This is a genomic window from Pantoea sp. CCBC3-3-1, assembly GCF_007981265.1.
In the GTDB taxonomy this organism is placed as follows: Bacteria; Pseudomonadota; Gammaproteobacteria; order Enterobacterales; family Enterobacteriaceae; genus Erwinia.
Map to the genome: position 1 here is coordinate 4,906,220 of NZ_CP034363.1, position 15,125 is coordinate 4,921,344.

General features: G+C 53.8%; 12 protein-coding genes. 6 read left to right on the forward strand and 6 right to left on the reverse strand.

Annotation, left to right across the window (positions count from 1 at the left end):
• Position 1 precedes the first annotated feature (1 nt).
• Together trmH and recG are read left to right on the forward strand one after the other, a co-directional pair.
• Positions 2–700 (forward strand): tRNA (guanosine(18)-2'-O)-methyltransferase TrmH, encoded by a 699-nt coding sequence (gene trmH / locus EHV07_RS23020; RefSeq protein WP_147200397.1) that lies wholly within the window; start codon positions 2–4, stop codon positions 698–700.
• A complete protein-coding gene (gene recG, locus EHV07_RS23025) occupies positions 697–2,778 on the forward strand; it encodes an ATP-dependent DNA helicase RecG (RefSeq protein ID WP_147200398.1) in 2,082 nt (693 codons plus the stop codon). The genes trmH and recG overlap by 4 nt, the downstream gene beginning before the upstream one ends.
• 5 nt (positions 2,779–2,783) lie before the next feature.
• Here the strand turns inward: recG and EHV07_RS23030 are convergent, their stop codons facing one another.
• Positions 2,784–3,446, reverse strand: a complete 663-nt coding sequence (locus EHV07_RS23030; RefSeq protein ID WP_147200399.1) for an NAD(P)H-binding protein — start codon at positions 3,444–3,446, stop codon at positions 2,784–2,786.
• Positions 3,447–3,605: 159 nt separating this feature from the next.
• Here EHV07_RS23030 and EHV07_RS23035 point away from each other — a divergent pair, with 159 nt between their 5' ends.
• From EHV07_RS23035 to rluF, 3 genes are all read left to right on the forward strand, one after another.
• Entirely contained in the window at positions 3,606–4,994 is a 1,389-nt protein-coding gene (locus tag EHV07_RS23035; protein ID WP_147200400.1) for an NCS2 family protein, read from the forward strand.
• Positions 4,995–5,126: 132 nt separating this feature from the next.
• Positions 5,127–6,809 carry an AsmA family protein gene (locus EHV07_RS23040; protein ID WP_147200401.1) on the forward strand — a complete coding sequence of 561 codons (1,683 nt, stop codon included), beginning with the start codon at positions 5,127–5,129 and terminating at the stop codon, positions 6,807–6,809.
• Positions 6,810–6,929: 120 nt separating this feature from the next.
• Positions 6,930–7,808 carry a 23S rRNA pseudouridine(2604) synthase RluF gene (gene rluF, locus EHV07_RS23045; RefSeq protein ID WP_147200402.1) on the forward strand — a complete coding sequence of 293 codons (879 nt, stop codon included), beginning with the start codon at positions 6,930–6,932 and terminating at the stop codon, positions 7,806–7,808.
• On the opposite strand, the gene fabY is transcribed toward rluF, so the two are convergent.
• The 5 genes from fabY to typA form a co-directional block, all read right to left on the reverse strand.
• Positions 7,805–8,755 carry a fatty acid biosynthesis protein FabY gene (fabY, locus tag EHV07_RS23050; RefSeq protein WP_147200403.1) on the reverse strand — a complete coding sequence of 317 codons (951 nt, stop codon included), beginning with the start codon at positions 8,753–8,755 and terminating at the stop codon, positions 7,805–7,807. The two genes, rluF and fabY, sit on opposite strands and share 4 nt — an antisense overlap.
• Before the next feature lie 47 nt (positions 8,756–8,802).
• Positions 8,803–9,240, reverse strand: coding sequence for a D-aminoacyl-tRNA deacylase (gene dtd / locus EHV07_RS23055; RefSeq protein ID WP_147200404.1), 438 nt, complete (start codon positions 9,238–9,240; stop codon positions 8,803–8,805).
• Positions 9,237–10,106: a virulence factor BrkB family protein gene (locus tag EHV07_RS23060; protein WP_147200405.1), complete on the reverse strand. Its 870-nt coding sequence runs from the start codon at positions 10,104–10,106 to the stop codon at positions 9,237–9,239. The genes dtd and EHV07_RS23060 overlap by 4 nt, the downstream gene beginning before the upstream one ends.
• Positions 10,093–10,701, reverse strand: a complete 609-nt coding sequence (gene yihX / locus EHV07_RS23065) for a glucose-1-phosphatase (protein ID WP_147200406.1) — start codon at positions 10,699–10,701, stop codon at positions 10,093–10,095. The genes EHV07_RS23060 and yihX overlap by 14 nt, the downstream gene beginning before the upstream one ends.
• 749 nt (positions 10,702–11,450) lie before the next feature.
• The gene (gene typA, locus EHV07_RS23070) at positions 11,451–13,274 is read right to left on the reverse strand and encodes a ribosome-dependent GTPase TypA (protein WP_147200407.1); all 1,824 of its coding nucleotides are present in this window, start codon (positions 13,272–13,274) and stop codon (positions 11,451–11,453) included.
• A 431-nt stretch (positions 13,275–13,705) separates the two neighbouring features.
• Here typA and glnA point away from each other — a divergent pair, with 431 nt between their 5' ends.
• Positions 13,706–15,115, forward strand: coding sequence for a glutamate--ammonia ligase (gene glnA, locus EHV07_RS23075; RefSeq protein ID WP_147200408.1), 1,410 nt, complete (start codon positions 13,706–13,708; stop codon positions 15,113–15,115).
• Positions 15,116–15,125: the final 10 nt, after the last annotated feature.

The following is a 15,125-nucleotide window of genomic DNA, read 5'->3' on the forward strand; positions in this document are numbered from 1 at the left end:
CATGAATGCTCAACGCTTTGCCCGTATCCAGGAGATGCTGGCCGCTCGTCAGCACGATCTGACCGTTTGTATGGAACAGGTGCATAAACCGCATAACGTTTCCGCCGTTATTCGTACGGCGGATGCAGTTGGGGTACACGAAGTCCATGCGGTGTGGCCCGGCAGCCGAATGCGAACCATGGTTTCTTCTGCTGCGGGCAGCAACAGCTGGGTGCAGGTCAAAACGCACACCACCATCACCGACGCCGTCAGTCACCTGAAAGGCCAGGGAATGCAAATTCTGGCCACGCACCTCTCCGACGACGCGGTAGACTTTCGGGAAATCGACTATACCCGCCCGACCTGCATTTTGATGGGTCAGGAAAAAACCGGTATTACTCAGCAAGCGTTGGATCTCGCCGACCAGGACATCATTATTCCGATGATCGGCATGGTACAGTCGCTCAACGTTTCCGTTGCCTCTGCGCTTATCCTGTATGAAGCGCAGCGCCAGCGGCAGAATGCGGGCATGTATCAGCGTCAGGAAAGCGATCTGCCTTATGACGAGCAGCAGCGCCTGCTGTTTGAAGGCGGCTACCCGGTGCTGGCGCGAGTGGCGAAACATAAAGGTTTGCCTTACCCGGAAATCAGCGACACGGGTCAGGTGGTTGCCAGCCCGGAATGGTGGGCAACCATGCAAGCGTCGGTACGTAAAAAATGATGGGCCGCCTGCTGGATGCCATCCCACTCAGTACGCTTTCCGGCGTTGGCGCAAGCCAGACCGGCAAGCTGGCGAAGCTGGGCCTGGCAACCGTGCAGGATCTGCTGTTGCATCTGCCGCTTCGTTACGAAGACCGCACCCAGCTTTACGCTATCAACGATCTTTTGCCGAATATCTATGCCACGGTTGAAGGCGAAGTCCTGCAAAGCGACATCTCTTTTGGCCGTCGTCGCATGCTGACCTGTCAGATTAGCGATGGCACCGGCGTTCTCACCCTGCGTTTTTTCAATTTTAATGCTGGCATGAAAAACAGCCTTGCCGCAGGACGGCGCGTGACCGCCTATGGTGAAATTAAACGCGGCCAGCGCGGGGCGGAGATTATTCATCCTGAGTATCGCGTGCAGGGTGAAAACAGCGGTGTGGAATTGCAGGAAACGCTGACGCCAGTTTATTCCACAACGGAAGGCATTCGTCAGGCTACGTTGCGCAATCTTACCGATCAGGCGCTTGAGCTGCTGAAAACCTGCCCTATCGCCGAACTGCTCCCGCCTGAACTGAGCCGGGGCATGATCAGCCTGCCGGATGCGCTGCGTACGCTGCACCGCCCACCGCCGGATATGGCGCTGGCCGATCTGGATAGCGGTACGCATCCTGCACAACGCCGTCTGATTATGGAAGAATTACTGGCGCATAACCTCAGCATGCTGGCCGTACGTGCTGGCGCGCAGCGTTATCACGCACTGCCAATGCCGGCTCGCCGCGAGCTGTGCGATAAGCTGCTGGCCAGTTTGCCATTCAAGCCGACAGGCGCTCAGGCACGTGTAGTGCGAGAAATTGAACAGGACCTGGCGCAGGACTACCCAATGATGCGTCTTGTGCAGGGCGATGTCGGATCGGGCAAAACGCTGGTGGCCGCTTTGACCGCACTTGAAGTTATCGCCTGGGGCAAGCAGGTCGCGCTAATGGCACCGACTGAGCTGCTGGCCGAGCAGCATGCCAATAACTTCCGCCAGTGGTTTGAACCGCTGGGCATTGAGGTTGGCTGGCTGGCCGGTAAGCAGAAAGGAAAAGCACGCCTCGCGCAGCAGGAAGCTATCGCCAGCGGGCAGGTTTCGATGATTGTCGGCACCCATGCTATTTTCCAGGAACAGGTACAGTTTAACGGGCTGGCGCTGGTCATTATCGACGAACAGCACCGCTTCGGCGTCCACCAGCGGCTGGCGCTGTGGGAAAAAGGGGAAGAACAGGGTTTTCATCCTCATCAGCTGATCATGACCGCCACGCCCATTCCACGTACGCTGGCGATGACGGCCTATGCCGATCTGGAAACGTCGACCATTGATGAACTGCCGCCTGGCAGGACGCCGGTTACGACGGTTGCGATCCCCGATACCCGCCGTGCCGATATCATCGACCGGGTGAAGAGCGCCTGTAGCGGCGAAGGACGCCAGGCTTACTGGGTCTGTACATTGATTGAGGAATCGGAACAGCTGGAAGCTCAGGCGGCGGAAGCAACCTGGGAAGAACTGAAGCTGGCGCTGCCTGAATTGCAGGTTGGGCTGGTGCACGGCCGCATGAAGCCGGCTGAGAAACAGGCCGTCATGCAGGCGTTCAAACAGGGTGAGATCCACTTGCTTATCGCCACCACGGTTATTGAAGTTGGCGTGGATGTGCCTAACGCGAGCCTGATGATTATCGAGAATCCTGAGCGTCTTGGCCTGGCGCAGCTGCATCAGCTCAGAGGCCGGGTAGGCCGAGGTTCTGTCGCTTCACACTGTGTTCTGCTGTATAAAGCGCCCCTCAGCAAAACGGCGCAAAAACGTCTTCAGGTTCTGCGGGACAGCAACGACGGTTTTGTGATTGCCCAGTGCGATCTGGAAATTCGTGGGCCTGGCGAACTGCTGGGCACGCGACAGACCGGCAATGCTGAATTCAAAGTTGCCGATCTGCTGCGCGACGGCGCGATGATCCCTGAAGTCCAGCGTGTCGCCCGCCACATTCATCAACACTACCCCGAACAGGCACAGGCGCTGATTGAACGCTGGCTGCCGGAAACGCAGCGCTATACTAACGCCTGAGGCGGCTAACGCCCGCTGAAGGCTGCCATAGCGGCAACCGCTTCGCTGGCATCCTGCTCGCCGGCGGTCAGTTCAATAATCACCCTTTTTACTTCTGGCTGTTCAACAAGAGCATGCAGCACGGCGGCAACGTCATCTCTGGGTACCGTACCGTAAGGGATGGCCAGCCCGGTACGTACTTTGCCGGTTCCGGCTTCGTTAACCAGCGTGCCCGGCCGCAAAATCACCCAGTCCAGCGGCGTGGCCGCCAGCATGACGTCAGCCTGCTTCTTCACCTGCATATAATGCTCAAACCCCGGCGACGGCGCTTTTCCGCGTCCGGCATCGGGAAAGGCTGAGACCAGCAGAAAACGGTTGATGCCAGCCAGCCGCGCCGCTTCTGCCGCAAAGCGTGCGCCGCGACCATCAATACCGTCGGTCAGATCAACGCCTGCACCGCCCGCGCCCGCAGAGAATACCACTACGTCACTGCCCTGCATTGCCGCCGCCAGCCTTTCGCTACTGGTATTCATTAAATCGATATTCACCGGCGTTACGCCATCGGTTTCCAGCTGTTCTTTTTGACTGTCACGGCGGTGCGTTCCGGCAACCTGATGGCCCGCGTTAACCAGGCGTCTTCTCAGACGGCGACCCACGCCTCCTGTCGCACCAATAATAAATACCTGCATAGTGTTCCCCTTGTTGTTTTGGTCTGTACCGATCTTAGTGAATCCTGGCCAATTTTGCTGTGTATCCTCTACACGTGAGAACTTTCACTACTGGCAATCGTTTGCTTTTGGCGGTTATAAGATTAAAATCGCCTCTTTGCTCGCAAGGGTTCCGTCAGAATGTCCGTCAACACCTCCGATGCCGATGTCAACCGCAGCGCTATTCCCACTGCAAAAAGTGAACTGATTTATCGCCTTGAGGATCGTCCTCCGCTGCCGCAGACCCTGTTTGCCGCCTGTCAGCATCTGCTGGCGATGTTTGTGGCGGTTATTACGCCCGCGCTATTGATTTGCCAGGCGCTTGGCCTGCCAGCGCAGGATACGCAGCATATTATCAGCATGTCGCTGTTTGCTTCCGGCGTGGCATCCATTCTGCAAATCAAAACCTGGGGGCCGGTCGGTTCCGGTCTGCTGTCGATTCAGGGCACCAGTTTTAACTTTGTTACCCCGCTGATCATGGGCGGTATGGCGCTCAAAAATGGCGGCGCGGACGTAAAAACGATGATGGCCGCGCTCTTTGGCACCCTGATGCTGGCGTCCTGTACGGAGATGGTGCTGTCACGCGTGCTGCATCTTGCCCGGCGTATTATTACGCCGCTGGTTTCCGGCATTGTGGTGATGATCATCGGTCTGTCGCTGATTCAGGTCGGATTGACTTCCATTGGCGGTGGTTTTGCTGCAATGAGCGACCATACCTTCGGTGCGCCGAAAAATCTGTTACTGGCGGGCAGCGTGTTGCTGGTGATTATTCTGCTTAATCGCCAGCGTAATCCTTATTTACGCGTGGCTTCGCTGGTGATCGCAATGGCCGTGGGTTATCTGCTGGCCTGGGCGATGGGCATGCTGCCGGAAAGCAGTACGCCAACCGGTCAGCCGTTAATTACGGTCCCGATGCCGTTCTATTACGGACTGGGGATCGACTGGAATCTGTTGGTGCCGCTGATGCTGGTCTTTATGGTCACGTCACTGGAGACAATCGGTGACATCACTGCCACCTCTGATGTTTCTGAACAGCCGGTGAGTGGGCCTGTGTATATGAAGCGGCTGAAAGGCGGCGTGTTAGCTAACGGCCTGAACTCTTGTGTTTCCGCGCTGTTCAACACGTTCCCTAACTCCTGCTTCGGTCAAAACAATGGTGTGATCCAGCTGACCGGCGTAGCCAGTCGTTACGTGGGCTTTGTTGTCGCGCTCATGCTGATCGTACTGGGTTTGTTCCCGGCGGTGAGCGGATTTGTGCAGCATATTCCAGAGCCAGTACTCGGCGGTGCAACCATTGTGATGTTCGGCACTATCGCAGCATCCGGCGTGCGTATCGTCTCCCGCGAGCCGTTGAACCGCCGCGCTATCATGATTATTGCGCTGTCGCTGGCAGTTGGCCTTGGCGTGTCACAACAGCCGTTGATTTTGCAGTTTGCGCCAGACTGGCTGAAAACCCTGCTCTCTTCCGGTATTGCGGCGGGCGGCATCACCGCCATCATTCTGAATCTGCTGTTTCCTCACGAGAAATAATCCCTTCTGCCGTCACTCTGCCCCATAAACCGCAGGCGATCTCCACTTCGCCTGCGGCTAACGGAAGGTTGAGCTTTGAGCCGGTTTAAGGCATAACACCCCTTTATCAGAAAGCTCATAGGGACAAGTGCAATGAAATCAATTGGGAAAATTTTGCTGTCGCTGCTGCTGCTCGTACTGCTGGCAATAGTGGTGATCTACCTGTTGCTACAAACCCGGCCTGGCGCACGCTGGATCAGCGCCACGATCAGTGCAAACAGTGCCTGGCACCTGACTTTCAGCAAAATGGAGCACAACTTTTCCGATCCCGCGCATCTGATCCTCAATGACGTCTCGTTCGGTGAGCGAGATCGGCCCGCCACGCTAACAGCAAAAAAAGTCGATTTGGGCCTGAGCGTCGTACAGTTTACCGAGCCCTTGCATTTTGCCAGCATCTGGCTGGAACAGGGCTCGCTGACACTGGCAGAGCATTCCCGATCTGTGCCCCTTTCTGCAAACCGTCTGCAACTTAACAAGATGGCGGTCAACAGGGCATATGGCGAATTTCCCATCACCGCGCAAGGCGTGGACGGCGGTGTGATGCCGTGGAAACCTGCCGCTAATGATTTCATTGGTAACGATGCTCGGTTCCAGCTGAGCGCCGCCTCGCTGAACGTTAAAGGTATTCCTGTCACTAATTTGCTGCTTCAAGGCCGTACCAGCAATAAACAGCTGGCGATTGATAATTTTGGCGCTGACGTGGCGTTAGGTTCCATCACCGCCAGCGCGCAACGCGACGCACAGAATAACTGGCAGGTAGCGTCTTTACGGTTGAACAGTATTCGTCTGCAAAGTCAGCTTTCGCTCAACGATTTCCTTGCACCGCTAATGACGCTCCCCTCCGTGCATTTTGATCGCGTGGATATCACCGATGCCCGCCTGGAAGGCAACGACTGGGCCATCACCGATTTGGATTTAGCGCTGAAAAACATCAGGCTACAGGATGGCGACTGGCAGAGCGATGACGGGGCGCTGTCGATGAATGCCAGCACCTTTGTTAACGGCAGCCTGCAACTGAACGATCCCATTGTGAACATGACCTTTTCACCGACCGGCATCGCTCTCACGCAGGCCAGTTCTCGCTGGGCGAATGGACTGATTCGTACTTCCGGTAACTGGACCCGCAGCGACAAAAAACTAACGCTGGATGAACTGGCAATCGCGGGCATGGAATATACTCTGCCGGGCAACTGGCGTCAGCGCTGGCAGGCTAACCTCCCCGCCTGGCTGAACAGCGTAGAACTGACAAAATTCTCCGCCAGCCACAATCTGATTATTGATATCGATCCGGCCTTCCCGCTGCAAATGACTTCGCTGGATGGTAACGGCAGCCATTTACTGCTGGCCCGCGATCGTCAATGGGGCATCTGGTCAGGACAGTTAAGTTTCAATGCCGCGGAAGCGACGTTCAATCGCGTCGATTTACGCCATCCTTCCGTGGCGCTCAATGCCGATGGCAACACTATCAACCTCACTGAACTGAGCGCTTTTGCCGGAGAAGGGATGGTTGAAGGGACAGCGACAATTTCACAGCAGCCACGGCGAGCGCTGTCGTTAACGCTGAATGGTCGCCAGGTGCCGGTGAACCTGCTGCATGACTGGGGATGGCCAGCGCTCTCTTTAGAAGGAAACGGTGATTTGCAGCTGAAGGCACAGGCCAGCCTGGCACAGGAGATGCCATTACGTCCAACCGTCAACGGCACGCTTTCCGTTTCCGCTGGCGACAAATCCTTGCAGCAAACCATGCAGGCGGGCCAGGTCGCCGGTTCGCAGTAAAATCAGCCACTCTTTCCGCCCAATCGCCGCAGCCGCGGCGATTTATCTGCACATAAGCGGGCTACCCCTGTTCGCAACACAACCCGGGTAAGGTATAGTCCGCTTTTTTACGGAGGAACCATGCTGACCAACTCATCTATTCGTCTTAACAAATACATTAGCGAGAGCGGTATCTGTTCTCGTCGTGACGCCGATCGCTATGTCGAACAGGGCAACGTTTTTATTAACGGCAAGCGAGCTGCCGTAGGCGATCAGGTATTCCCCGGCGATGTGGTGAAGGTAAACGGTCAGCTGATTGAGCCGCGTGATGAAGAAGATCTGGTGCTTATCGCCCTGAATAAGCCGGTTGGCATTATCACCACCATGGAAGAAGGCGAGCGGGATAACATCAGCGATTTTGTTAATCACAGCAAGCGCGTCTTTCCTATCGGCCGTCTCGATAAAGACTCTCAGGGGCTAATTTTCCTGACCAACCACGGCGATCTGGTGAATAAAATCCTGCGTGCCGGGAACAATCACGAAAAAGAGTATGTGGTCACGGTCAACAAAGCGGTCACCGATGAATTTATTCAGGGCATGAGCGCAGGCGTTCCGATGCTGGGCACCGTTACCAAAAAATGTAAAGTAACCCGCGAAGCGCCCTTTGTGTTCCGCATCACGCTGGTACAAGGTCTTAACCGTCAGATCCGCCGTATGTGTAAGCACTTTGGTTATGAAGTCACTAAGCTTGAACGTACGCGAATTATGAACGTCAACCTGAAAGGACTGCCGCTGGGTGAATGGCGCGATCTCACCGACGATGAACTGATTGAGCTTTTTAAGCTGCTGGAAAACTCGTCTTCAGAAGATAAACCCGCGAAGAAGGCACCGGCTAAAGCCAAAGCGCCCGCAGCCAGGAAACCGTCGGCAGGCGGCGTTAAAGGTGCGGAAAAACCGGCTGGCAACGCGGCATCTCGTAAACGCTTTGTCCAGCCAGGCCGTAAAAAGAAAGGGCGTTAAGGCTCCGGCCAGTGGTTAGAACCGGCTGGCTCCAGCGGGCCATCCGGATCGGCTGGCAGCACCAGATAGACGCCTTCAAATACCGCGCCACACTCTTCGTTGCCGTACAGCTCCACTTCGAGCTGTACGCGCGCTTTACGGCCGCGAGCGAGGCGATCCAGATCGCCGCTCAGCGAGCCAAGATCGGCAATCGCGCCAGGTTTTCCCGTAATCGGATGGCTGTAGCGAATATGCGCGTCCGCCAGGATAATCGTCCCGCCCAGATGACGTTCACGCAGCAGCAGCCAGATCAGCCCCCAGCCGGTTAGCGTAGCCAGAGAAAACAGGCTGCCAGCGAAAAGTGTATGGTGCGGGTTCTGGTTGCCGTTTTCAGGCATGGTAGTGATAAATTTTTGGCCGGTGTACTGCAAAATGCGCACGCCCATTTTTTCACTCAGCGGGATGTGGTTATACCAGGCCTGTTGCAGCTGCCCACACCAGTCAGCGCGATGCAGAATATCATCCAGCGTGATGACCGGTTTGATCATCAGAAAGTGGCGAACCGGGGTCGTTTGCGGCGCGGTAATTTCACCCTCATTGTGATACCCGAGCTTAGAGAAAAACTCGACGGCATCTTCACGAGCGCTACAGACTACCCGCTTGGCACCTTCCTGACGCGCGACGGACTCCAGCGTCATGGCCACCAGCGTTCCCAGTCCTTTTCCCTGCACCGAGGGATGCACGGCAAGAAAGCGAATAGCCGCTTCGTTCTCGGCATTAATATAAAGCCGCCCTACCGCAACCGGCTCGCCCCGCTCATCCACAACCATTTGATGATGCGCCAGCGCATCCCATGCATCCCGTTCAGAGCCCATTGGCTGATGAAGCGGTTTGCGCAGCATTTCCCAGCGGAACTGATAGTAAGCATCCAGCTCTTCTGCGGTTTCAGGTACTCGAAGATGATACATATAATGGTTCTCTCGTTCCGGGCCGCTTCCCTGCCGTTCCGCCCGCTTCAAACCTGCAGCCAGAAGGTTACGGGCCCATCATTAACCAGCGCGACCTGCATATCGGCCGCAAAGCGACCGGTTTCGGTACTAATACCTTTATCACGGCAGCAGTCGACAAAAAACGTATACAGCTGTTCTGCTGCTGCGGGTTCTGCCCCGCCAGAGAAGCCAGGACGCATTCCTTTCTGCGTGTCGGCGGCCAGCGTAAACTGCGAAACGACCAGCACGCTGCCGCCAGCCTGCTGCACATTAAGATTCATTTTGCCGTGCTCATCGCTGAAAATACGGTAGCCCAGCACGCGATCGCAAAGCCGCTGCGCTTTTTGCCGATCGTCGCCTTTTTCCACACCTAATAAGATTAGCAATCCCGGGCCGATTTCACCGATGGTCTCACCAGAGACCGTGACGCTGGCGTTCAACGCGCGTTGAATTAAGGCAATCATTCTTCGTTTTCCCTTTCTTGTTCTTGTTGTTTGAGCTGGCGATAGTCGCCCAGCGTGGCGGTAATTTCAGCGCCAAGTAAGACAATACACCAGGTCCAGTAGACCCACAGGAACAGGATGGGGATCACGGCCAGCACGCCATAGATAAGCTGGTATGAGGGAAACATCGTCACGTAAAGCGCGAATCCTTTTTTCCCCAGTTCAAACAGCAACCCGGCCACCAGCGCGCCCACCAACGCATCTCTACCCGGCACCTGGCGAGTCGGGACAATACTGTAAAGCAGCCAGAAGGTCAGCCAGGAGAGCAGCAGCGGAAAAACCCGTAGCCCATAATCAACCAGCCAACTGACGCCGGTGACAGAAGCCCAACGCAGTGAAAGCAGATAGGAACTGATTGCCAGGCTTGCTCCGGCAAGCATTGGGCCAAGCGTCAGGATCATCCAATACACGGCGAAGGAGTAGACCACGGGCCGCTTACGCTTGCTGCGCCAGATGGTATTCAACGCGCTATCAATGGAATACATCAGTAGCAGCGCGGTCACGACTAGCCCGCAGGCACCCACTGCCGTCATTTTATTGACGTTGGCGACAAACTGTTCAAGGTAACTCTGGATAACCGTCCCTGATGCCGGCACAAAGTTGCTGAAAATAAAAAGCTTTAACTGCCTGCTGACCTCGGAAAAAGCCGGGAATGCAGCGAACAGGGCGAAAACAACGGCAACTAACGGCACCAGGGATAGCAGCGACACATAGGCCAGATGACCGGCCAGAATGGTCATGCCATCTTCATCAATACGCTGCCACAGCAGTTTTATCCATTGCCAGAAAGCCCGCATGCGATGATGGTAATGATTAATCAGTGACATGTTCAGCTTTGGCAAAGAAAGTTGGGATTACGCCGGCATCAGTGACATGAATGCTCTGAATACCTGCCGCACGCGCCGCGTCAATGTTCTCCTGATTATCATCAAAGAAGATCGCCCGATCGGCCGTAACGCCTTCTTCCCGCAGCACCTGCTGGTAGATGCGCGCTTCAGGCTTACGCATACCCATATCCTGCGAAAGATAGAGTTTATCTGCGGCCTGCTGCACTTCCGGGTACTGCGTTGGCCAGAAGCTGCAATGCAGACGGTTAGTGTTGGATAAAATCACCACGCGATCGCCGCGTTCACGCAGCTTTTTCATTAGCTGAATGACTTCCGGGCGAACGTCGACAAAGACGGCCTGCCAGCCCGCGACAAACTGTTCGTAGCTTAAAGCCAGATCCAGCTCATCGCACATTTGCTCAGCAAAAGCTTCATCACTGATTTCACCCCGTTCATGACGATGAAAGTTCTCTCCCATCGTAAAATGACTCTGTAGTGTGGAAAGCGGAACACGTCCCAGATCGCTCCACACGCCCAGCACCCGGTTAAAATCAATATCAACAATGACGTTACCTAAATCAAAGATATACAGCATGGTCATCTCCATTTGTTCCGGTGAGCTATTCACTCTAGCGGTAAAAAGGGTGACTGAACAGTGACACCTTACGCATCTGTACAAAAGCTCGCAGGTTATATAAATCTTTGTTACTGACAAAGCCTCGCGAACCTGACAATCATCTGACATAAAACATTTATAAAATTTCTCATATCATCTTATGATGCATTATCGTCAGAACAAGGAGCATTCATGATTGATGAACTGAAAATTGAGGGGTTTAAATCCCTTCACTCACTGAAGCTTAATAGTGTCAGGAAAAAATTGATCTTGATGCAACGTCTGGACTTGCTGCACTCAAACTAATTGAGTTAACGCGTGATAATCCGGCCTGGATATTGATGGAAACACTGCAACAATTTGCAATTTGACTGAGTGAGTGATATTACGACGACTTCTCAACCCGGATCGCTATTATCACCTTCGGTAGGAAGAACGACAGAGAGTATTAAGTTTATTTATCGATTTATGAGTGCTTCGCTATAGATAATATTGATATGGCGATTAATCTAAAGCTGGCTTCTCTGTTAATAAGAAAAATGTCAAAGTGGATTCTGAGCCAGAAAAGACAGCAAATCCTGTTTACCTCACATAATCCTGCTGTGCTGAATGGTCTGGACTTGAACAACCCTCAAATAAGATTATTTGCAGTTGAAAGGGTTTGCCAGCTGATATAAAAAACGCTCCCGGTTTCCCAGGGAGCGTTGCATATCAGATCACATCAAAGATTAAGATTCTTTGCTGCCGCGGCCTGCGCGCTTACGATCGTTTTCAGTCAGGTGACGTTTACGAATACGTACTGACTGTGGCGTAACTTCTACCAGCTCGTCATCATCGATGAACTCGATAGCCTGCTCAAGCGTCATCTTGATAGCTGGAACCAGCGTGGTTGCTTCGTCAGTACCGGAAGCACGCATGTTGGTCAGTTTTTTACCGGTCAGACAGTTAACTGTCAGGTCGTTAGAACGGCTGTGCAGACCAATGATCTGGCCTTCGTAGACTTCCGCACCGTGACCCAGGAACAGCTTACCGCGGTCCTGCAGGCTGTACAGTGCAAACGCAACAGCTTTACCCTGACCGTTGGAGATCAGTACGCCGTTCTGACGCTGGCCCACTTCGCCTGGACGGATATCGTCGTAGTGGCTGAAGGTGGAGTACAGCAGACCGGTACCAGACGTCATGGTCATGAATTCGTTACGGAAGCCAATCAGACCACGGCTTGGGATAACGTAGTCAAGACGTACGCGACCTTTGCCATCTGGATCCATGTTTTTCATGTCGGCTTTACGTTCGCCCATCGCCTGCATCACAGAACCCTGATGCTGTTCTTCGATGTCCAGCGTTACGTTCTCGAACGGCTCTTGCTTACGGCCGTCGATTTCGCGGAAGATAACTTTCGGACGGGATACCGCCAGCTCGAAACCTTCACGACGCATGTTTTCGATCAGAACGGACAGGTGAAGCTCACCACGACCAGAAACGCGGAATGCATCAGCATCTTCAGTTTCTTCAACACGCAATGCAACGTTGTGCACCAGTTCTTTACGCAGACGGTCAAGGATCTGACGTGAGGTAACGAACTTGCCTTCTTTACCGCAGAACGGAGAAGTGTTGACGTTAAAGAACATGGTTACGGTAGGTTCATCAACGCTCAGTGCTGGCAGCGCGACCACATTCTGCGTATCGCAGATGGTGTCAGAGATGTTCAGCTCGCCCAGACCGGTAATAGCGATGATATCGCCCGCTTCAGCTTCGGTCGCTTCGATACGCTCCAGACCCATGTGAGTCAGTACTTTACCGACTTTACCGTTACGGGTTTTGCCTTCGCTGTCGATCAACGTAACCTGCTGGTTTGGCTTCACTTTACCGCGCTTGATGCGGCCGATGCCGATCACACCAACGTAGTTGTTGTAGTCCAGCTGGGAAATCTGCATCTGGAATGGCGCATCCATTTCAACCTGTGGAGGTGAAACGTGATCCACGATAGCCTGATACAGCGGGGTCATGTCGTCAGCCATATCGGCATGATCAAGACCGGCGATGCCGTTCAGTGCAGATGCATAGATAACCGGGAAGTCGAGCTGCTCATCGGTCGCATCCAGGTTAACGAACAGGTCGAATACCTGATCCACAACCCAGTCAGGACGTGCGCCCGGACGGTCAACTTTGTTAATTACCACGATCGGCTTCAGACCATTAGCGAAGGCTTTTTTGGTCACGAAGCGGGTTTGCGGCATAGGGCCATCCGTTGCATCCACAACCAGCAGCACCGAGTCGACCATTGACATCACACGCTCTACCTCACCGCCGAAGTCGGCGTGTCCTGGGGTATCAACGATGTTGATGCGGTAGTCTTTCCAATTAATGGCGGTGTTTTTTGCGAGGATGGTAATCCCACGCTCTTTCTCCAAATCGTTGGAGTCCATTACGCGTTCGGTTGCTTCAGTACGGGCATCAAAGGTACCGGACTGCTGCAGCAACTTATCAACCAGGGTAGTTTTACCATGGTCAACGTGGGCAATAATGGCGATGTTACGCAAATTTTCGATCACAGCTTTGCCTCAGGCATTAGAAATAGCGCGCTATTGTACACGGATTAATCGAAGGACTGAACAGGATCACAGTTTTCAATTAAAGATAACTGTCAGGATTGCTTTCAGAGCCATTTTCAGTGCAAGAATTGCACTTCATCGAAAAAATGCACCAGAATAGTGCTCTTCAGGCACTCAGAAGCACCAAAATGGTGCGCGACTTCCATCATGGTGCAGGTCTCGTTACACGAGAGGGCGCATCATAGCGCTTTTTTCGCTAATTGAGAAAGTTGGCATAGATTTCGCTTTATCTTACTAAGCGAAAACTACCCGTTTCCACAACGGTAGCCTGTCAGAGAACTTAATTATCGGTCGACTGCGTAAGATAAGCAAAGTCCATCGCAAAAGTTCTCTCACTACGATGACAATGGCAAAATCCAGGAGAGTTAAGTATGTCCGCTGAACACGTTCTGTCGATGATGAACGAGCACGAAGTCAAATTTGTTGACCTGCGCTTTACCGATACCAAAGGTAAAGAACAGCACGTTACTATTCCTGCTCATCAGGTTAACGCTGACTTCTTCGAAGAAGGCAAAATGTTTGACGGCTCCTCGATTGGTGGCTGGAAAGGCATCAACGAATCCGACATGGTGCTGATGCCTGACGCAACTACTGCTGTCATTGACCCCTTCTTCGCAGATTCTACGCTGATCATCCGTTGCGACATTCTTGAGCCAGGCACCATGCAGGGCTACGATCGCGATCCACGTTCTATCGCTAAACGCGCTGAAGATTTCCTGCGCTCTTCAGGTATCGCCGATACCGTCCTGTTTGGACCAGAGCCAGAATTCTTCCTGTTTGACGACGTGCGTTTTGGCGCAACCACTTCCGGTTCACACGTTGCTATCGATGATATCGAAGCGTGCTGGAACACCGGTAAAGAATACGAAGGCGGCAACAAAGGTCACCGTCCAGGTCTGAAAGGCGGTTACTTCCCGGTTCCACCAGTCGACTCCGCACAGGACATCCGTTCTGCAATGTGCCTGACCATGGAGCAGATGGGCCTGGTTGTTGAAGCTCACCACCACGAAGTGGCGACCGCAGGTCAGAACGAAGTGGCAACCCGCTTCAACACCATGACTAAAAAAGCGGACGAAATTCAGATCTACAAATATGTCGTTCACAACGTGGCACACGCTTACGGCAAAACTGCGACCTTCATGCCAAAACCAATCTTTGGCGACAACGGTTCAGGTATGCACTGCCATATGTCTCTGTCTAAAGGCGGCACCAACCTGTTCGCTGGCGACAAATACGGCGGCCTGTCTGAAATGGCGCTGTTCTACATTGGTGGCGTAATCAAACACGCTAAAGCCATCAACGCCCTGGCAAACCCAACGACCAACTCCTACAAGCGTCTGGTCCCGGGTTATGAAGCGCCTGTTATGCTGGCTTACTCTGCACGTAACCGTTCTGCTTCTATCCGTATCCCAGTGGTTGCCAGCCCGAAAGCGCGTCGTATCGAAGCTCGCTTCCCAGATCCAGCAGCAAACCCATACCTGGCGTTCTCTGCGCTGCTGATGGCTGGCCTGGACGGCATCATCAACAAAATCCATCCTGGCGACGCGATGGACAAAAACCTGTATGACCTGCCGCCGGAAGAAGAAGCTGAGATTCCAAAAGTAGCGGGTTCACTGGAAGAAGCACTGAATGCGCTGAACGAAGACCGTGAGTTCCTGACTCGTGGCGGCGTATTCACTGACGACACCATCGATGCCTACATCGAACTGCGTAAATCCGAGATGGACCGCGTTCGTATGACGCCGCATCCGGTTGAGTTCGAACTGTACTACAGCGTGTAATAAAAGCTGT

Excerpts from the sequence above, each read along its gene's own strand:
- trmH (WP_147200397.1), top strand. The coding sequence starts at position 2 with ATGAATGCTCAACGCTTTGCCCGTATCCAGGAGATGCTGGCCGCTCGT.
- EHV07_RS23030 (WP_147200399.1), bottom strand. The coding sequence starts at position 3,446 with ATGCAGGTATTTATTATTGGTGCGACAGGAGGCGTGGGTCGCCGTCTG.
- EHV07_RS23060 (WP_147200405.1), bottom strand. The coding sequence starts at position 10,106 with ATGTCACTGATTAATCATTACCATCATCGCATGCGGGCTTTCTGGCAA.
- recG (WP_147200398.1), top strand. The coding sequence starts at position 697 with ATGATGGGCCGCCTGCTGGATGCCATCCCACTCAGTACGCTTTCCGGC.
- rluF (WP_147200402.1), top strand. The coding sequence starts at position 6,930 with ATGCTGACCAACTCATCTATTCGTCTTAACAAATACATTAGCGAGAGC.
- EHV07_RS23040 (WP_147200401.1), top strand. The coding sequence starts at position 5,127 with ATGAAATCAATTGGGAAAATTTTGCTGTCGCTGCTGCTGCTCGTACTG.
- dtd (WP_147200404.1), bottom strand. The coding sequence starts at position 9,240 with ATGATTGCCTTAATTCAACGCGCGTTGAACGCCAGCGTCACGGTCTCT.
- fabY (WP_147200403.1), bottom strand. The coding sequence starts at position 8,755 with ATGTATCATCTTCGAGTACCTGAAACCGCAGAAGAGCTGGATGCTTAC.
- yihX (WP_147200406.1), bottom strand. The coding sequence starts at position 10,701 with ATGCTGTATATCTTTGATTTAGGTAACGTCATTGTTGATATTGATTTT.
- glnA (WP_147200408.1), top strand. The coding sequence starts at position 13,706 with ATGTCCGCTGAACACGTTCTGTCGATGATGAACGAGCACGAAGTCAAA.
- EHV07_RS23035 (WP_147200400.1), top strand. The coding sequence starts at position 3,606 with ATGTCCGTCAACACCTCCGATGCCGATGTCAACCGCAGCGCTATTCCC.